Annotated in this window: 18 protein-coding genes; 11 read left to right on the top strand and 7 right to left on the bottom strand. The window is 68.1% G+C overall.

Annotated features, from left to right (window positions below; translation table 11 throughout):
• Positions 1-371 precede the first annotated feature (371 nt).
• Positions 372-668 carry a type II toxin-antitoxin system Phd/YefM family antitoxin gene (locus ACFWPJ_RS01965; protein ID WP_378845955.1) on the top strand — a complete coding sequence of 99 codons (297 nt, stop codon included), beginning with the start codon at positions 372-374 and terminating at the stop codon, positions 666-668.
• Entirely contained in the window at positions 665-1,090 is a 426-nt protein-coding gene (locus ACFWPJ_RS01960) for a type II toxin-antitoxin system VapC family toxin (protein ID WP_378845953.1), read from the top strand. Before ACFWPJ_RS01965 ends, ACFWPJ_RS01960 begins: the two co-directional genes overlap by 4 nt.
• A gap of 162 nt (positions 1,091-1,252) precedes the next feature.
• On the opposite strand, the gene ACFWPJ_RS01955 is transcribed toward ACFWPJ_RS01960, so the two are convergent.
• Positions 1,253-2,269 carry an alpha/beta fold hydrolase gene (locus ACFWPJ_RS01955; RefSeq protein ID WP_378845951.1) on the bottom strand — a complete coding sequence of 339 codons (1,017 nt, stop codon included), beginning with the start codon at positions 2,267-2,269 and terminating at the stop codon, positions 1,253-1,255.
• A 132-nt stretch (positions 2,270-2,401) separates the two neighbouring features.
• Positions 2,402-3,235, bottom strand: coding sequence for a phytanoyl-CoA dioxygenase family protein (locus ACFWPJ_RS01950; protein ID WP_378845950.1), 834 nt, complete (start codon positions 3,233-3,235; stop codon positions 2,402-2,404).
• 42 nt (positions 3,236-3,277) lie between these two features.
• Here ACFWPJ_RS01950 and ACFWPJ_RS01945 point away from each other — a divergent pair, with 42 nt between their 5' ends.
• The gene (locus tag ACFWPJ_RS01945) at positions 3,278-3,856 is read left to right on the top strand and encodes a TetR/AcrR family transcriptional regulator (RefSeq protein WP_378845949.1); all 579 of its coding nucleotides are present in this window, start codon (positions 3,278-3,280) and stop codon (positions 3,854-3,856) included.
• Positions 3,857-3,970: 114 nt separating this feature from the next.
• On the opposite strand, the gene ACFWPJ_RS01940 is transcribed toward ACFWPJ_RS01945, so the two are convergent.
• On the bottom strand, positions 3,971-4,234 hold the full coding sequence (locus ACFWPJ_RS01940) for a DUF6444 domain-containing protein (RefSeq protein ID WP_378845948.1): 264 nt from the start codon (positions 4,232-4,234) through the stop codon (positions 3,971-3,973).
• A gap of 1,005 nt (positions 4,235-5,239) precedes the next feature.
• On the opposite strand from ACFWPJ_RS01940, the gene ACFWPJ_RS01935 reads away from it, so the two are divergent.
• Positions 5,240-6,052 (top strand): pectate lyase, encoded by an 813-nt coding sequence (locus ACFWPJ_RS01935; protein WP_378845946.1) that lies wholly within the window; start codon positions 5,240-5,242, stop codon positions 6,050-6,052.
• 89 nt (positions 6,053-6,141) lie between these two features.
• Here the strand turns inward: ACFWPJ_RS01935 and ACFWPJ_RS01930 are convergent, their stop codons facing one another.
• From ACFWPJ_RS01930 to ACFWPJ_RS01920, 3 genes are all read right to left on the bottom strand, one after another.
• Positions 6,142-6,387 (bottom strand): hypothetical protein, encoded by a 246-nt coding sequence (locus ACFWPJ_RS01930; protein ID WP_378845945.1) that lies wholly within the window; start codon positions 6,385-6,387, stop codon positions 6,142-6,144.
• A gap of 39 nt (positions 6,388-6,426) precedes the next feature.
• Positions 6,427-7,506, bottom strand: a complete 1,080-nt coding sequence (ychF, locus tag ACFWPJ_RS01925; RefSeq protein ID WP_378845943.1) for a redox-regulated ATPase YchF — start codon at positions 7,504-7,506, stop codon at positions 6,427-6,429.
• An 80-nt stretch (positions 7,507-7,586) separates the two neighbouring features.
• Complete coding sequence (locus tag ACFWPJ_RS01920; RefSeq protein WP_378845941.1) at positions 7,587-8,498, bottom strand: zinc-binding alcohol dehydrogenase family protein; 912 nt, start codon at positions 8,496-8,498, stop codon at positions 7,587-7,589.
• A gap of 370 nt (positions 8,499-8,868) precedes the next feature.
• On the opposite strand from ACFWPJ_RS01920, the gene ACFWPJ_RS01915 reads away from it, so the two are divergent.
• The 7 genes from ACFWPJ_RS01915 (at position 8,869) to ACFWPJ_RS01885 (ending at position 15,892) form a co-directional block, all read left to right on the top strand.
• Entirely contained in the window at positions 8,869-9,711 is an 843-nt protein-coding gene (locus ACFWPJ_RS01915; RefSeq protein WP_378845939.1) for a helix-turn-helix domain-containing protein, read from the top strand.
• 4 nt (positions 9,712-9,715) lie between these two features.
• Entirely contained in the window at positions 9,716-10,126 is a 411-nt protein-coding gene (locus tag ACFWPJ_RS01910) for a VOC family protein (protein WP_378845937.1), read from the top strand.
• 124 nt (positions 10,127-10,250) lie between these two features.
• Entirely contained in the window at positions 10,251-12,503 is a 2,253-nt protein-coding gene (locus ACFWPJ_RS01905) for a carbon starvation CstA family protein (protein ID WP_378845935.1), read from the top strand.
• Between the two features lie 98 nt (positions 12,504-12,601).
• Positions 12,602-12,772, top strand: coding sequence for a YbdD/YjiX family protein (locus tag ACFWPJ_RS01900; RefSeq protein ID WP_378845968.1), 171 nt, complete (start codon positions 12,602-12,604; stop codon positions 12,770-12,772).
• 268 nt (positions 12,773-13,040) lie between these two features.
• A complete protein-coding gene (locus ACFWPJ_RS01895) occupies positions 13,041-14,534 on the top strand; it encodes a DNA-3-methyladenine glycosylase 2 family protein (RefSeq protein WP_378845967.1) in 1,494 nt (497 codons plus the stop codon).
• 24 nt (positions 14,535-14,558) lie between these two features.
• The gene (locus tag ACFWPJ_RS01890) at positions 14,559-15,083 is read left to right on the top strand and encodes a methylated-DNA--[protein]-cysteine S-methyltransferase (RefSeq protein ID WP_378845934.1); all 525 of its coding nucleotides are present in this window, start codon (positions 14,559-14,561) and stop codon (positions 15,081-15,083) included.
• Between the two features lie 167 nt (positions 15,084-15,250).
• Positions 15,251-15,892, top strand: a complete 642-nt coding sequence (locus ACFWPJ_RS01885; protein ID WP_378845933.1) for a YitT family protein — start codon at positions 15,251-15,253, stop codon at positions 15,890-15,892.
• 7 nt (positions 15,893-15,899) lie between these two features.
• On the opposite strand, the gene ACFWPJ_RS01880 is transcribed toward ACFWPJ_RS01885, so the two are convergent.
• Positions 15,900-17,447 (bottom strand): SbcC/MukB-like Walker B domain-containing protein (locus tag ACFWPJ_RS01880; protein WP_378845931.1); only part of this gene is annotated, 1,548 nt, incomplete at its 5' end.

Genomic DNA, 17,447 nt, shown 5'->3' with positions numbered 1-17,447 from the left:
CCCGCCTCGCGACAGGTACCGCCTCAAGTATCCACACAAATCCGCCGCTTGGGGCAGGGATGCTCGTCACGGTCCCCCGCGCCGGACGGATCATAAGCCCTGGATCGCGCATTGATTCCGTGTTGCCGTCATCGATATGCGTCGGTGACCTTGGCGAGTTCGGGACCACCAAGATCGACTGCCTCCCAGAACTGTCCTGGGCAGAGAGCACCCAGATCACCGACGCGGCCACCCAGATCCGCGGGGTGCATGCCCGGCCGGCGCGGTGCGTACCTCCGAAAGTACGCGGCGGCAGGCCCTGGCGGACGCGCCGTGCCCTCGCTACTCTCGATTATGACCAGAGTAGTCAAAAGCCGGGGGAGGTGTAGGTGATGGCCCGCAAGGACGGTGAACGATCGTTCGATGTCGCGTGGCCGCTGGCCGATGCCAAAGCCAGGTTCTCGGAGTTGATCGACACGGTGGAACGGGAGGGTCCGCAGGTGATCAGCAAGCATGGACGTGAGGTCGCCGTCATCGTTCCGGTCGAGCAGTGGCGCCGCGCAACCGCGCGCACCGGCACCCTGGCCGAATTCTTCGCCGCCTCCCCGCTGGCCGAATTGACTGACGATGAGCTGCGACTCTTCGATCGCGAGCGCAGCGACCCGGCCCACCGAGCTGTCGAACTGTGAACTATCTGCTCGACACCAACGCCATCTCGGAGCTGGTGAAACCCCGCCCCGACCGCGGACTACTGAGCTGGCTGGCCGAGATCGACGAAAACCGAACCCACCTGAGCGTGGTGGCACTGGGCGAACTACTCAGGGGCATAGACCGTTTGCCCGACGGAAAACGCCGGGCCCGACTCGAACGCTGGCTCGGCGAGGAACTCCCGGCGCGATTCGAGCGCAGACTACTGCCGACGGATGTGAACGTGTCGCTCGAATGGGGCGCCTGCCGGGCGAGCGCAGACCACGCAGGCCGCCCGATCGACCCGGTCGACGCACTCATCGCAGCGACAGCGATCACCCACCGCCTGACGGTCGTAACCCGCAACGTCCGTCATTTCCAGGCCGTCGATGTTCCGGTCATCTGTCCTTGGGATGGCGGCTAGAACGGGTGCGCGCCGAGCTGGCTGAGCCGGATGATGCCGACGTATCCATTACCGCCTACCAGGAGGCGGTCGAGAGTCGGTCAAGCCCAACAGCTTTGGCCAGGTTTCGGCTAGCGCCACCAGCAGAAATAGGTCACACGTATCACTCGGAAGGGATATTTTCTAGCGGTGGTGCGACGCAATCAGCAGGCGAAGCGTGAGATCGACAAGGCCAGCAAAACCGCAGCCGAAGTACTCGATCGCCCGGATGGAACCTACGAGCCGCGCGCGCGCCGGGTGTTGGGCGCGGGGGCGGGGGGGTGGGGGGGGGTGTGGCCCCCCGCGCCCCCCCGCGCCCCCCCCCCCGTCGATCATCACGAAGTCCGCGTAGTCGACCGCGGCGGCCATGTCGACCGAATGCGACGGAGGTGTCATCAGGTCGGCGGAGCCGCACAGGACCAGGGTGGGGATCGTCGACAGCAGCGCCAGCGCGTCGGTGCGGTCGAAGTCCTTGAAGGCGCTCAGGAAGCTCGCCATCGTCACGATCGATGTCGCGTTGTGCATCGCCTGGGCCAGCGCGAGCACCTGGGGGCTGACCTTGCGATCACCGAACTCGGCGGCGCGCACGACCGGCGCGAAAACTTTGCAGGACAGCACCTTCACGTGCTGCATCAAGCGCGGTGCGCGCCGGACGGCAGACTGGAAGACGGAGATGAACGGGTTGCGCAGCACCCGCCCGACGCCGGCGTCGGCGAGGCCGCTCGCCGCCGTCGCGACGAGCCCGACACCGACGATGCGGGTCCCGATCTCGTGCCGGTACCGGCTGACGTAGGTCAGCACGGTCATGCCGCCCATCGAATGACCGACCAGCACGACCGGGCCGGTGGGCGCGACGGCGTCGAGCACGTCGTGCAGGTCGTGGCCGAGCTGTTCGAGGTTGTAGGTCTGCCTGGACGCCGTGGCCGAATCGCCGTGGCCGCGGTGGTCGTAGCAGACGACCCGCGCGCCGGGGTAGTTACGCAGCAGGGCGGCGCGCACGGCGGCCCACGACGCGGTGCGCAGGCAGTGCCCGTGCACGAGGACGATCGTCAGGTCCGCGTCGCGCCGCCCGTACTCGCGAACAGCGAGTTCAACCCCGTCACCGGTCGACACCGAGACACGACGCTGCGCCGAGTGGGCGCTGGTGCTGATGTTCGACATCGGGACCTCCGGTTGGCGTGCGGTGACAGGATCAACTCTGCGCCGGATCGGACGCCGCCATCAGGGCCCAGAGTGCTGAGCCCGCTCCCCCGAGGGTGTGCAAAATCCCCACCAAGGTGCTGTCGCACCGGGCTACAGCAGCCGCTTCGGATGCATGCCGTCGACTTGACCGATGAAGGGCGGATGGATGCTGTAGCCGAGCATGCGCCGAAGGTCCTCGGATACCCGGCGCGCGGTGTCCCTGGTGGTCGACAGCGTGAACGCCTCCTGGGGCCGCAGCCACGGCTCACAGTATTGCGCGGTGACGGCCAAGCGCGGCCGATCGCTCCGGTTGGCGCCACCGCCGTGCCACAGCGTGCCGAGGAAGAACACACACGAACCCGCCGACATCACCACGGGCGCGCGGTCGGATTCCACGGGCAGCCGATCGCCCCACCGATGACTGCCCGCGATGATGTCGGTGGCGCCGTTGTCGGCGGTGAAGTCGTCGATCGCCCAGATCGTGGCCGCCCCGAGCGCGGCTCGCGGTCGCGGAATCGGGTAGAAGCCGTCGTCGGTGTGCAGCATCTGCGCCTGCTCCCCGGGCAGGATGTTGATGACCTGCAGCATCGACAGCAGATAGTTCGGCAGGAACAGCCGATCGAGCAGCGCCAGCACTCGCGGATGGTCGGCGATGCGATCACAGCTCGTCGTCTTGTTCAGCACGCTGTACACCCGCTGGGTGGTGTGACCCTCGAAGTGATTGCGCCCGTGCCGATCCAGCAGCGGCCCCACGGATTCACGGATGTCGTCCAGCTGGTCCGGCGTGAGCAGGTCGGGAAGGATCACGTACCCGTCGCGCAACACCGCGGCCAGGTCCGCTTCCGCGACGGCCGGATCGACAGTCGTCCCACTGCTCACGGTCCGCCGGTACGTACCGGCCAGATCGCCACCCAAATCGGTCAACGAGGACACTTCGCTGCTCACGGCGACTCCTGAAACATAACTGAGTTCTGTTATGTTTCGAATATGGCACGCGCCCCGATCGGACGTCAACAACTTCTCACCGCCGCGCGCGAGGAACTGGTCCGCGGCAACGGCGTACTGGAACTGAGCGCGCTGACCCGCAGGGCCAAGCTGAGCACCGGCGCGCTCTACCACCACTTCGGCTCGAAGAGCGGTCTCCTCGCCGCGATCTACGACGGCTTCTACGACGGCCTCCGCCACGCCATCGCCGACGCCCACCTCCCCGCCGACGCCGACTGGAGCACCCGCGAACGCGAACGCACCCACTTGTTCGTCGCCTACCACTACGCCGACCCCCTGGCCCCCATCCTGCTGACCCGCGCCGCCCTCGACCCCGACCTCGCCGAACTCGAAGCCGTCCACATCGAAACCATGAGCGCCATGGCCGCCGACAACATCCGCCACGGCCAATCCCTCGGCCAGCTCCCCACCACCCTCGACCCCGCCAGCGCAGGCGCCTACGTCATCGGCGGCCTACGCCACGGCATCGCCCAGCAACTGAGATCGACCCCGCCCGCCGACCAACAGCAAGCAACCGACCGCCTCTGGCACCTGACCGCCTCAGCCCTCGGAATCGCCTGACAGGGAACACCCCGGCGCCACCTCGAACGCAGCGCGAACACCTGAGGCCACGTCAATTAGCTTCAGGTGCAACGAATTACCCGTGCAACCTGAACTCAACGACGTCGGCGGCGGCTATGGCGCCTTCAGTTCGGCAACCCCGGCCGCGTCGGCCAGGTTCGAAAGGACGGCGGGCAGCCCACGTGCACACGCGCGCCGACGCCCCCACCATCTCCTTGGACGCATCGCAACGCAGCAATGTCGAACCCTCACCACCGGCTTGCTTACCAGGCTTCGGCCTGCCTTGCGACACTCGACACGAGACGAGCTGCGCTGCAACCGGTCTCCCGACGGCGGGCGAGAGGAATTCTTCGAGTTCTGGCCCAACTGTCGCTTCAACTCCGCGACCTGGCCCGCAACTCATCGATCACCCGAGCCTGCTCGGCGACCATCCCAAGCAACCGCTCAACAGTGGACGACCCTGTCCGAGTGTCACTAACGTCATGCCCCGCAACAGCTAGCCGTCGTCGCTGCGAGCCAGATCATCTTGTCCGACAGCGTAAGCGCGCAACCACGATACGCCGACCGGTCATCGAAGACGCTGTCACCGGATCCCCCGACTTCGAGGGCGGTCGCCTTGGCCGAGTCCCTATGTGAATATTTATTTCAGCGATATCTCATCCGAGCCCTCACTACGCGAGGCTCATTTGTGATACAAAACTCTCGACGAGGACAGCGAAACCGCAGGCTCGCCAGCTTGTTCGGGCGGTGCCGGATCGGGCGGTTCGACAACGAAGTTAAGAAGCGTTCGTCGATCATGCGGCTCTGAGGCAAGAGATGGAGAGGGGCGAACAGTCAAGAGCGGTGCGTCACTCGGCGATCATTGTCCACCTTTTCCGGCGACCTCGAGGTTCAGGTACACGCGCAGAACCGCTTCGAGATCCTCACGGCCCGTGATGAAGTGACACGGCATCGGCAGCCAGCCGGAAGAGGCGCCCCCGCGCGGCAAGACCATCGTGCTCGACATACTCACGTCGGTTCAAGCCCGCCTGAGCGCTTTGCCCGTCTCCAAGGCGGCGCCGGACCAGCTGTGCCGACTGATTTCCAGCCCACCGAACTGACGGGTTCGACGAGGCTCCCAGCCGTCTTCAACACCCTCGCGATGGCCGTCGCCGCCGAGAACCGGGTGTGACGCTGCGGGCTGCCGTGCCCAGCCGCGCGGCAGCCCCAGCCTGCCACCAGGCGAGGGACCACATCCTCGTCCAGACAAGTCGCCCAACCCGGCCCGCTGTCTGACCCCAGAACCCCGCGTCGACTGACCAGCCGACGCGGTCCGATCCCGATACCGCCATGCGCTCAGCTCGAGCACGACCTCACCACATCCCCACCACCGAGGAGAGATACATGACCACACGCAGAGACCGAAAAGGGCGGCGCGGGTTCGCAATCCGCTTCGCCATCCTCGCTGCCACCGGCGCGGCCACCCTCACGACCAGCTTCTTCGCTCCGGCAAGTGCGGCGCCGACCGCTCCCTGGCCGACGGCAAGAGACAGCAAGCCGGTGTCGGCCACCATCGAGGTCAGCGGTGTCTACGACGGGAAGCTCACGCGCTTCTACGGCAGCGGTGAGCTGGGTTCCGACGGGCAGCACGAGGGCCAGAAGCCGATCTTCATCCTGAAGGACGGCGCGACCCTCAAGAACCTGATCATCGGCGCCCCCGCCGCCGACGGCGTCCACTGCCTTGGTAGCTGCACCATCCAGAACGTCTGGTGGGAGAACGTAGGCGAGGACGCCGCCACCTTCAAAGGCACAGCACCGTCGGCCGTGTACGCGGTCCACGGCGGCGGCGCGAAAGGCGCCTCTGACAAAGTCTTCCAGTTCAACGGCGCGGGCAAGCTCGTCGTGAACAAGTTCCAGGTCTCCGACTTCGGCAAACTCGTCCGCTCCTGCGGCAACTGCAAGACGCAGTACGCCCGCACGATCATCATCAACGATGTGGACATCACCGCCCCCGGCAAGATGATCGTCGGTGTGAACGCCAACTACGGCGACACCGCCGCTCTGCGCAACATCCGCATCCACGGCGACAGCGGCAAGAAGATCAAGCCGTGCACCCGCTTCGAAGGCAATAACACAAGCAAGGAACCCAAGGAGATCGGCACCGGTCCCGACGGCACCACCTGCCGCTACTCCGAAGCAGACATCTCCTACATCTAGACCCTGCCCGAGTCTGCGGCGCTTGCCGTTCGCGGCGCCGCAGACACGGCGAGCATGTCGACACCCGCCATCAGCAGAGGGCGGGATGCTCATCGAAGGATCCCGTAGGAATCGATGTTGTAGTTCTCGGCAAGGAACCGGGCCTCGGTGCGCGCTGCGTGGATTCGGCCCTCGACGCGGGTGCCGACACGTCCTAGTGCCCCGTCGTTGGACTCGCTGTCGAACCGCCGCAGCGGCGACAGGGGAGTTCCCCGCCGTTTGGCCAACCGCAGGCCGCGGGCGCTGTGCGATACGCTTGCCCGGAACGCCCCGGTGTCGCCTCTGAAGCAATTCATGCGCCTGGGGCTCCTTCAATTCAGCCCAGGCGCAACGAATTACACGTTGAAGCGGAACTCCACGACGTCGCCGTCCGCCATGACGTAATCCTTGCCTTCCATGCGGACCTTGCCCGCCGCCTTGGCAGCCGCCATGGAACCGGCCTCGACCAGGTCGTTGTAGGCGACGAGTTCGGCCTTGATGAAGCCGCGTTCGAAGTCGGTGTGGATGACGCCGGCTGCCTTGGGGGCGGTGTCGCCCTGGTGGATGGTCCAGGCTCGGGCTTCCTTGGGGCCTGCGGTGAGGTAGGTCTGCAGGCCGAGGGTGTGGAAGCCGGCGCGGGCCAGGGCGTGCAGGCCGGGTTCGGTCTGGCCGATGGATTCGAGGAGTTCGAGGGCGGATTCGTCGTCGAGTTCCAGGAGTTCGGCTTCGACCTTGGCGTCGAGGAAGACGGCGTCGGCGGGGGCTACGGAGGCCTTCAGTTCGGCGACCTTGGCCTCGTCGGTGAGGACGGATTCGTCGGCGTTGAAGACGTAGAGGAACGGCTTGATGGTGAGCAGCGAGAGTTCGCGCAGCAGTTCGCCGTCGACCTTCTTGCCCGCGGCGAACAGGGTGGTGCCCGCGTCGAGGAATTCCTGGGCGGTCTTGGCGGCGTCGAGCAGGGGCTTGCGGTCCTTCTTGACCTTGGCTTCCTTCTCGAGGCGCGGGATGGCCTTCTCGAGGGTCTGCATGTCGGCGAGGATGAGCTCGGTCTCGATGACCTCGATGTCGGCGGCGGCGTCGACGCGACCGTCGACGTGCACCACGTCGTCGTCGGCGAACACGCGCACCACCTGGCAGATGGCGTCGGCCTCACGGATGTTGGCCAGGAACTTGTTGCCGAGGCCCGCGCCCTCGGAGGCGCCCTTCACAATGCCCGCGATGTCGACGAACGACACGACGGCGGGCACGATCTTCTCGGAACCGAAGATCTCGGCCAGCTTGTCCAGGCGCGGGTCCGGCAGCGGGACCACGCCGACGTTGGGCTCGATGGTCGCGAACGGGTAGTTCGCGGCCAGCACGTCGTTCTTGGTCAGCGCGTTGAACAGCGTCGACTTTCCGACGTTGGGCAGGCCGACGATTCCGAGGGTGAGGCTCACGAGGAGCAGAGTCTACGCGGTGCGGCCTGCCGCCGAACCACCGGAACCCGCCCCGCACAGGCAGGACGGGCCGACGGTGATCACGGAACCAGGACGACCTTGCCCAGGTTGGCGCGCTGCTCGATGACGGCGTGCGCGGCGGCCGCGTCGTCGAGCGCGAACTCGGCGTGCACGACGGGATGCAGCAGGCCGGAGGCGTAGTACTGCCACACCTCCTGGCGCAGGTCCTCGTAGTGGGCGGGGTCGCGCTGAGCGAGGCGGCCGATGCGGAACCCGGACAGCGTCTTGCCGCCCGCCAGCAGGTCCTCGGTGTCGATGAGTCCGCCGCCGGTCCCGTAGGTGACTACCCGTCCTCCCTCTGCGAGCGCGCCGATCGCGGCACCGACACCGGTGCCGCCGACGCCGTCGAGGGCGAAGTCGGACTGCTTGGCTGCCTGCAACTGGTCGTAGGTGACGACCTCGTCGGCGCCGAGTCCACGCACGAAATCGGCCTTGGCCTCGTCGGACACCGCGGCGACGACCCAGCCCGCACCGCGGACGCGGGCCAGCTGCACGGCCAGGTGGCCGACGCCACCGGCGGCCGCGGTGATCAGGGCGGTCTCGCCCTCGCGCGGCGCGGCGGTGTCGAGCGCGCCGAGCGCGACCAGACCACTGCGCATCAACGCGACCGCGTCGACCGCGGAGGCACCGTCGGGAATCGCGGACGCCTGATCGGCGGGCAGCACGACGTACTCGGCGTAGGCGTCGGCGCACAGGCCGACGACGCGGTAACCGGGGGCGTACCCGTCCACCCCGTCACCGACCGCGACGACCTCACCGGCCACCTCGGCCCGCAACTGCTGCGGACCACTCATCCGCCGGATCGCCGACAGGGTGACCCCGATCGCCTCGACCCGGACCAGCAGCTCACCGGGACCAGCCACCGGCACCTCGGCCGCGACGACCTCCAGCACCTCCGGACCACCGCTGCGCTCGTACCGAACTCGCCGCATGACACCTCCTGAGATTGGGCGAAGGCGCAACGGTAACCGGACGAGTGCGCGTAACCACAGCTCACGGACCTGTGAGTGCGAAATCTCACCGCCGCGCACGGGGCACGGAGAGCACCTTCACAGAACGATTACCCCGCGGCGGCACCGCAGACGCGTGCGTCACGCCACACCGCCGCAGGTGCGCCGGGCGCATCCGCCACCCGCGCTGAACGTTCACTTTCCCGCCGTTCGGTCCAAATCGGGACCATCTGAGCGTTCAGTGAATGCTCAGCGCATGCCCGCAGCACTGTCGGCGGAATTCGAACAGGGCCCTACGGAGCCCACCGGCGCGATCCTCGCAGCGGCACCGCTCCCGGCGTAGCGTGACCATATGGAGGCGACCACGGAGGTGGTGACCGCGGCCCCGGCGCCGATCCTCGCGGCATTCATCGACCGCTATATCGGCTACCGGCTCGCGGGATTCGAACCCGGCCTGCACCGGGGCCTGCCCTCACGGCACATGACCTTCATCGTCGCCATCGGCCCCACCATCGACGTCGTCGCCCAGACCGACCCGCACCAGGCCCCCGGCAACTACCGCTGCGTGCTGAGCGGATTGCAGGCGGCCCCGGCGATGATCGCGCACACCGGCTTCCAGGAAGGCGTCGCGATCGAACTGACCCCGCTGGGCAGCCGGGTCCTGTTCGGGATGCCCGCGAGCGAACTGTGGGACGTATCGATCGAATGCGCCGACGCGAGTGGACCGTTGGGCGATCAACTCGCCGATGCCGTGCAGTCACAACCGGATTGGCCCGGCCGCTTCGCCGCCTGCGATCGCGCGCTGACCGCGGCCGTGCGCTCCGAAGCCCTCGCGGGCCCCGAACTCACCTGGGCCTGGCGCACGCTGGTCGGCACCGGCGGCACCTGCGAGATCACCCCGCTGGCCGAGCGGATCGGCTGGAGCCGCCAGCACCTGACGCGCAAGTTCACCGCCGAGTTCGGCGCGAGCCCGAAACTGGCGGCCCGGATCATCCGCTTCGAACGGGCGCGGCGGATGCTGGCGAACACGCCGTCCTATGTCTCCATCGCCCAGGTCGCCGCCGCCTGCGGCTATTACGACCAGGCGCACCTGAACCGCGACTTCGCCGAGCTCGCCGGCTGCGCCCCGACGACCTGGCTGGCCGAGGAGATTCCATCCGTCCAAGACCCGAACGCCCCCGCGGCGGAAGGCTGAAGACATGGACACTTCCACCAACACCCAGACCACCGTGTGGCCCTGCCTCGCCTTCGACGACGCGCGCGCCATGATCGAATTCCTCACCACCGCCTTCGGTTTCGAAGTCAGGGCGGTCTACGCCAGAGAGGACGACGCGTCGGTCGTCGAACACGGCGAACTGCGCTGGCCCGCGGGCGGGGGCATCATGTTCGGCTCCACCGGCCGCGACGACAGCCCCTTCGGCTCCCGCCCGGCCGGCGTCGCCTCGCTCTACCTGGTCACCGACGAGCCCGATGCCCTGCACGATCGCGCCGTCGCGGCGGGTGCCCGCATCATCCGCGGCCTGCGCGACGAGGACTACGGCTCCCGCGGTTTCAGCGCCGCCGACCCCGAAGGCAACCTCTGGAGCTTCGGCACCTACCGCGGCGAATGACCAGCTGAACAAAATTTCATCTTGGCCGCGACGGTGGGTGATCCTGTCCGGCGCGCTGGGCCGATCGGCTACGTTGTCGATGTTTCACCCAAGGCTCTGCGCGTTATACCAGGAGAGTTGACTGATGGCGACCATCGAATATCTGAGGACCGAACCGGACTTGCCTCCGGTCGGTGTCGTCGATCGCACGCCGATCACGCCCGCCAAGAAGGCCGTGTTCGCGGGGATCGCCGTGCTCGGCGCCATCGCGTGGGCGATCATCGCGTTCGTCCGCGGCGAGTCGGTCAACGCGGTGTGGATCGTCATCGCGGCGGTCTGTACCTACATCATCGCCTACCGGTTCTACGCGCGGTTCATCGAGTGGAAGATCACCAAGCCGCGCGACGACGTCGCCACGCCCGCCGAGATCTACGACAACGGCAAAGATTTCATGCCGATGGACCGGCGGGTGCTCTACGGTCACCACTTCGCCGCCATCGCGGGGGCAGGGCCGCTGGTCGGCCCGGTGCTCGCCGCGCAGATGGGTTATCTGCCCGGCACGATCTGGATCGTGGTCGGCGTCGTGTTCGCCGGCGCGGTGCAGGACTACCTGGTGCTGTGGGCGTCGACGCGCAGGCGCGGCCGCAGTCTCGGGCAGATGGCCCGCGACGAGCTGGGCGCGGTCGGCGGTGTCGCCGCGATCGTGGCGATCCTGACCATCATGACGATCCTGCTCGCGGTGCTCGCGCTCGTCGTCGTCAACGCCCTTGGCGAGAGCCCGTGGGGCGTGTTCTCGATCGCGATGACCATCCCGATCGCCCTGTTCATGGGCGTCTACCTGCGATTTCTGCGCCCGGGCAAGGTCGGCGAGGTCTCCGCGATCGGCATCGTGCTGCTGCTGGCGGCGATCGTCGGCGGCGGCTGGGTGTCGGAAACCGAGTGGGGCGCCGACTGGTTCACCCTCTCGCGCACCACCATCGCGTGGTGCCTGATCGCCTACGGCTTCTTCGCCTCGGTGCTGCCGGTGTGGCTGCTGCTCGCCCCGCGCGACTATCTGTCGACGTTCATGAAGGTCGGCACCATCGTGCTGCTGGCGGCGGGCATCCTGATCACCATGCCGGTGCTGAAGGCACCCGCGGTCTCCGAATTCGCGTACAGCGGAACGGGTCCGGCCTTCGCGGGCAGTCTGTTCCCGTTCCTGTTCATCACCATCGCCTGTGGCGCGCTGTCGGGTTTCCACGCGCTGGTCTCCTCGGGGACGACGCCCAAGCTGCTGGCCAAGGAATCCAATGCCAGGATGATCGGCTACGGCGGCATGCTGATGGAGTCGTTCGTCGCGGTGATGGCGATCATCACGGCCTCGATCATCGATCAGCACCTGTACTTCGGCATGAACGCCCCGCTCGGTCTCACCGGCGGCACCCCGGAAAAGGCTGCGGCTTACACCAATACGCTCGGACTGTCCGGCCCGCCCGCGACGCCGGAGCTGTTCGCCGACGCGGCCTCCGATGTGGGTGAGAACTCGATCATCTCGCGCACCGGTGGCGCGCCGACCCTGGCGGTCGGCATCTCCGAGGTCTTCCACAAGTTCCTCGGTGGCGAGTCCATGAAGGCGTTCTGGTACCACTTCGCGATCATGTTCGAGGCGCTGTTCATCCTCACCACGATCGACGCGGGCACCCGCGTCGCGCGGTTCCTGGTCTCGGACGCGCTGGGCAATTTCGGCGGCGGGTTCACGAAGTTCCGTGATCCGTCGTGGCGGGTCGGCGCGTGGCTGTGCTCGCTGCTGGTCGTCGCCGGCTGGGGCGGCGTGCTGCTGATGGGTGTCAACGATCCGTTCGGCGGCATCAACGCGCTCTTCCCGCTGTTCGGCATCGCCAACCAGCTGCTCGCCGCGATCGCGCTGACGATCGTGCTGACGATCATCGTCAAGCGCGGCCAATGGAAGTGGGCCTGGATTCCCGGCGTCCCGCTGGCCTGGGATCTGCTCGTCACGATGACCGCGTCCTGGCAGAAGATCTTCTCCGAAGATCCCAAGCTCGGATACTGGAAGCAGCACAGCCTGTGCCAGGCCGCCAAGGAAGCGGGCAAGGGCTGTCTGACGGCGAAGACACCCGAACAGGTCGACATCGCGATCCGCAATACCTTCATCCAGGGCACGCTCTCGATCGTGTTCGCGGTGCTGGTGCTGATCGTCGCCGCGGTCGGCGCGATCGTCTGCGCGCGGGCGATCCGCTCGGGCACAGTGTCGAGCACCGAGACCGAGGAGCAGCCGTCGAAGATCTTCGCGCCCAGCGGGTTCATCGCGACCGCCGCGGAGAAGGAAGTACAGAAGGAGTGGGACGTGCTGATCGCCGAGGGCAAGGTGACCGCGCCCGGATCGGCGCACGTGTCGTGAGTGCGTCGCGGGAGGTGGACGGCCGGTTCATCGGATCGGCCGTCCGGTCCCCCGCGGCCTCGACGCCGCGGGTGCTGTTGTCCCGGCTGTGGGCGGGCGTGCGCGGGGTCGCCCGGTGGTACAGCGCGATCAACGGCGGTCAGGACTACCAGCGCTACGTCGATCACCTGCGGCGCACTCACCCCGGATGCCCGGTCCCCAGCGACCGCCAGTACTGGCGCGACCGTTACGACGAAGCCGAGCGGAATCCGACCACCCGCTGCTGCTGACGCCACCGGTCCGCACCGGCACTGTCGCGCTCCGCGTCATCCTGCGCACAGCGTTCGGGATCACCGGCTTCGTCGGCTCCCGCGCACAAGTGGCGGGTATCCGATATCGATCGTCGTGAACCAGCCGAGCGACATCGCGGCAGAAATGCCGACCGGGCGACCTCATCAGCGACGAATTTCCGTAGCATCGCACCGGGGATAAGTGGCCGATTTCCGCTAGCACCCCGCTGTGGATGCGGGCATTGTGGAACCCGTGACGATCACGGCGATGGACTTCGAGCGCTGCTACCGAGCGGTGTCGACCCGGGACTCCCGCTTCGACGGGCAGTTCTTCACGGCGGTGCGCACGACCGGTATCTATTGCAGGCCCTCGTGCCCGGCGATCACGCCCAAGCGGGCCAATGTCTCGTTCTTACCGACCGCGGCGGCGGCGCAGCAGGCCGGGTATCGCGCCTGCCGCCGGTGCCTGCCGGATGCCGCGCCCGGGTCGCCGCTGTGGAATGTGCGGGCCGATCTGGCCGCGCGGGCCATGCGGTTGATCGGGGACGGGGTGATCGAGCGGGGTGGTGTTCCGGCGCTGGCCGCGACCCTGGGCTATTCGCAGCGTCAGCTCACCCGGGTGCTCACCACCGAGCTCGGCGCCGGCCCGCTCGCGCTGGCCAGGGCGCATCGCGCGCACACCGCGCGGCTGCTCATCCAGACCACCGAGATGCCGATGTCCGATATCGCCTTCGCGGCCGGGTTCGCGAGCATCCGCCAGTTCAACGACACCGTGCGCGAGGTGTTCGCGGTGAGCCCGACGACCATGCGGACCGAATCGCGACGTTCCCCGCGCTCGGATGTCGTCGCCCCGGCCACGCCGGGCCTGCTGACCTTGCGGCTGCCGTATCGGGAGCCGCTCGATACCGGCTGGCTGGCCTGGTTCCTGTCGGCGCACACCGTGCCGGGTATGGAGGTGTGGGAGGACGGCGTCTACACGCGCAGTCTGCGCACACCGCACGGGCACGCCACGATCCGGCTGTCCTTCCAGCCGGGACATGTGCGAGCCGAGCTCGCGCTGCGGGACATGCGTGACCTCGCGCCCACGGTGGCGCGGGTGCGGCATCTGCTCGACCTGGATGCCGATCCGCAGGGGATCGATGATGCGCTGGGGATCAGCAGCGACGGACACCGCAATGATCCGGACACCATCGGCGGACCCGACCGGCACGGCGCCGGATTCACGCCGGGCATTCGTGTTCCCGGCTGCCTCGATGGTCCGGAGTTGTTGCTGCGCACCATGATCGGTCAGCAGATCTCGGTGCAGGCGGCGTCCACGCACACGGCGCGGTTGGTGGCGGCGCTCGGCGAGCGGATCGACGGGGCGGTGCCCCAGCTGTTCCCGACACCGTCGGTGATCGCGGAGCGCGGCGCCGAGGTGCTCACCGGACCGGCGCGTCGTATCGGCGCCATCGTCGCGGCCGCGCGGGCGATCGCCGACGGAGAACTGGCCCTGCACACCGGCCGGACCGCGGCCGATCTGCGCCGCGACCTGCTCGCGCTCGACGGTGTCGGGCCGTGGACCGCCGACTACGTGACCATGCGGATGCTCGCCGATCCGGACATCCTGCTCGGCACCGACCTGGTGGTCCGCCAGGGCGCGACGCTGACCGGCATCGAACTCGACAACACCACCAGGTGGGCGCCGTGGCGTTCCTACCTGTCCATGCACCTGTGGAAGCGGGCGCTCGCGCATCGCGGCGCCGTGCTCGTCCACGCGTGACCCTTCGACTGGAAGCGAAACATCATGACTGCCACCATCACTCGCCTCGCCGACGTCGCGACGGTGCCGACGCCGATCGGGCCGTTCACGGTCATCGTCGATACCGACGGCGCGGTACTCGCCTCGGGCTGGACCGGCGATCCGACCGAGCTGGCTCGCGTCGTCCACTCCTCGCTGCGCCCCACCGAACTGCGGCTGCGGGATTCCCTCGGCGAGGTCACCCAGGCGGTGACCGACTATCACGCAGGCGATCTGACCGCGATCGACGCCATCACCGTGCGTCAGCACTCGGGTGAATTCCTCACCCACGCTTGGGAAATCCTGCGCAAGGTGCCCGCGGGTGAGCCGGTCACCTATACCGAGTTCGCCGGACTGTCCGGTCGGCCTGCCGCGACCCGGGCTGCCGCGAACGCGTGTGCGCGCAATGCGGCGGCGTTGTTCGTGCCGTGTCATCGGGTGTTGCGGATCGGTGGTCAGCTGGGCGGGTTCCGGTGGGGACTCGATGCGAAGCGGTGGTTGCTCGCGCACGAGGCTCGAGGATCCGCCTGACCGGCACAACGGTAGCGCGCGGCGGTGGCTGCTCGCGGCCCGCCGATCGGCCGGCACGCGCAGCATGCCGCCCCAGCCGCTGGATTGCCGACTCGTCGTCATAGATCAGGCCAGTATCCCGCGATTGGCTCTTTCATGAGGTCCAGTGAGACCGCATCCTGAAACGCATGCTCACTCGTCGCCTGATCGCGCTCTACACCGGTCTGTGGTTGTACGGGACGTCGATGGCGGTGATGATCCGGGCCGGGCTCGGGCTCGATCCGTGGGACGTCTTCCACCAGGGCGTCGCCGCGCACGTGCCGCTGAGTTTCGGCGCCGTGACCGCGGTGACCGGCCTCGCCGTGCTGCTCGCGTGGATTCCGTTGCGGCAGAAGCCAGGCCTCGGCACGGTCAGCAATGTGGTCGTGATCGCGATCGCGGTCGACGCTGGCCTGTGGCTGATCCCGGCGGCCGAGGCCCTGTGGGTCCGGGTGCTGGCGATGGTCGTCGCGGTGATCGTGAATGCCGCCGCGACCGTCCTCTACATCGGTGCCGGCATGGGGCCAGGACCTCGCGATGGCCTGATGACTGGACTGGTCGCCCGCACCGGCTGGCCGGTCTGGTCCGTCCGCACCGGCATAGAGGCCACGGTGCTGATCACCGGCTGGCTGCTCGGCGGCAGCGTGGGAATCGGCACCTTGGTCTATGCCTTCGGCATCGGGCCGCTGATCCAGCTGATGATTCCGTATGTCGACGGGTGGTTGCCCGGGTTCGCCCCGAAGCAGGGGCATGAGGTTGTTACCGATCCCGTACCCGAACCGACCAGCTGATCGGCGGTCAGGCGACTGTTGCCTGGAGGTGGGAGCCGGTGCGACCGCGCAGTACGTGCAGGCGGCTGGGGATTCGCTGGCGCATTTCGTCGACATGGCTGACGACGCCGACGACACGACCGCCCGCGCGGAGTTCGTCGAGGACGCCCATGACCGCGTCGAGGGTGTCGGCGTCGAGGCTGCCGAATCCCTCGTCGATGAACAGGGTGTCCAGGACCAGTCCGCCCGCCTCGGCGGCGACCACATCGGCGAGACCGAGCGCCAAAGCCAGTGAAGCCATGAAGGTTTCGCCGCCGGAGAGAGTCTTCGCGGAGCGGATGGCACCGGTGTAGTCGTCGCGCACGTCGAGGCCGAGGCCACCGCGTTTGCCGCGCGGACCCGCCTTGTCGGAGTGGACGAACTCGTAGCGGCCGCCGGACATCCGGCGCAATCGCAGTGACCCCGCCACCGCGACTTCTTCGAGGCGCGCGGCGAGCACATAGGAGCGCAACGACATCCGTCGATTGTTCTCGCCACGCCCCGCGACCACCTCGGCCAGCGTGGCGAGTTCGTCGAATTCCTGCTGCTTTGGCGCGATCCGTTCGACCTCACCCCACAGCTGGGTACCGAGCTGTTCCAGCTGCGCGACCCGCTCCGCCGCCGCCGACTGCGTGGCGACCGCTGCGGTCAGCGCGCGCTGGGCTTCGGCGAAGCGCTGTTCCAGCGCGGCCAGGTCGCCGGGGACCTGTTCGGCGACCGCCTGGATCTGCGGTTCGGCAAGCACCGCGTCGGCATGGGCCCGGGCCCGATCGGCGGCGGTGAGTTCGGCCTCGATAGCCGACTGGTGCTGCACGGTACGGGCGACGGCGGTGACGACCTGGGCGTAGGCCGTGAGGAGCGCGACGTCGTCGCGCGGTGGTGCCGGTTCGGTCTCCGACTCCGGTTCGTCGTCGTCGTCGACCAGATCGTCGTCGAAAAGGTCGAACAGAGTGGGCATCTCGGGCTCGATGCGAACTGGACGTGCGCCGCGGCCGGGTCGTGATGGTGCTTCACCTCGGCCGTCGGTCGAATCACCGTCGATAGCAGCGACCGGTACTCCGAGGCCACCCTCGGCCGCCGAACCACCCCCTGCCCCAGCACCACTATCGACCGCGGAACCGTCCACGGCCCCGGCAGTGTGGTCTGCCTCGGTCGCATCCGCTTTCGCATCGGGGGGCGTGGCTCGAGCGTTCCCCGAGAGGCCGGTCTCCTCGAATCCTTCGGGCACGAAACCGGCTGCGCGGGCCAGGTTTTCCACGCGCGTGGCGATCTGTCGGACGGCGTCGCGGGCGGTGGATTCCGCGAGGCGGGCGGCGCGCAGGGCGGTGGCAGCGGTGACGAGGGATTCGAGGCGGGTGGTGCGGGCATCGACGGAGTCGTCGGCGCCCGCGGCGGGGCGCAGGCGGAGGGGGAGTTCGTCGAGGGGGGTGGGGGTGGGGGGGGTGGCCCCGGGCCGGTCGGGGCTCGGGGAACCCACAACGGGGGGGCCGCCCCGGGGCGGGCGGGCCGCGGCGCGGGGGGGGGGGGGCGCCGGCGC

Source organism: Nocardia sp. NPDC058497 (genome assembly GCF_042720195.1).
Classification (GTDB): Bacteria; Actinomycetota; Actinomycetes; order Mycobacteriales; family Mycobacteriaceae; genus Nocardia.
The sequence above is the reverse complement of the archived record's forward strand: the minus strand, read 5'-3'. Positions and strand labels throughout refer to the sequence as shown.

What these genes read in the sequence shown, in the direction of transcription:
- ACFWPJ_RS01915 (WP_378845939.1), top strand. Translation starts at nt 8,869, where the DNA reads ATGGAGGCGACCACGGAGGTGGTGACCGCGGCCCCGGCGCCGATCCTC.
- ACFWPJ_RS01885 (WP_378845933.1), top strand. Translation starts at nt 15,251, where the DNA reads ATGCTCACTCGTCGCCTGATCGCGCTCTACACCGGTCTGTGGTTGTAC.
- ACFWPJ_RS01895 (WP_378845967.1), top strand. Translation starts at nt 13,041, where the DNA reads ATGGACTTCGAGCGCTGCTACCGAGCGGTGTCGACCCGGGACTCCCGC.
- ACFWPJ_RS01935 (WP_378845946.1), top strand. Translation starts at nt 5,240, where the DNA reads ATGACCACACGCAGAGACCGAAAAGGGCGGCGCGGGTTCGCAATCCGC.
- ACFWPJ_RS01965 (WP_378845955.1), top strand. Translation starts at nt 372, where the DNA reads ATGGCCCGCAAGGACGGTGAACGATCGTTCGATGTCGCGTGGCCGCTG.
- ACFWPJ_RS01945 (WP_378845949.1), top strand. Translation starts at nt 3,278, where the DNA reads ATGGCACGCGCCCCGATCGGACGTCAACAACTTCTCACCGCCGCGCGC.
- ACFWPJ_RS01905 (WP_378845935.1), top strand. Translation starts at nt 10,251, where the DNA reads ATGGCGACCATCGAATATCTGAGGACCGAACCGGACTTGCCTCCGGTC.
- ACFWPJ_RS01890 (WP_378845934.1), top strand. Translation starts at nt 14,559, where the DNA reads ATGACTGCCACCATCACTCGCCTCGCCGACGTCGCGACGGTGCCGACG.
- ACFWPJ_RS01955 (WP_378845951.1), bottom strand. Translation starts at nt 2,269, where the DNA reads ATGTCGAACATCAGCACCAGCGCCCACTCGGCGCAGCGTCGTGTCTCG.
- ACFWPJ_RS01920 (WP_378845941.1), bottom strand. Translation starts at nt 8,498, where the DNA reads ATGCGGCGAGTTCGGTACGAGCGCAGCGGTGGTCCGGAGGTGCTGGAG.
- ACFWPJ_RS01930 (WP_378845945.1), bottom strand. Translation starts at nt 6,387, where the DNA reads ATGAATTGCTTCAGAGGCGACACCGGGGCGTTCCGGGCAAGCGTATCG.
- ACFWPJ_RS01910 (WP_378845937.1), top strand. Translation starts at nt 9,716, where the DNA reads ATGGACACTTCCACCAACACCCAGACCACCGTGTGGCCCTGCCTCGCC.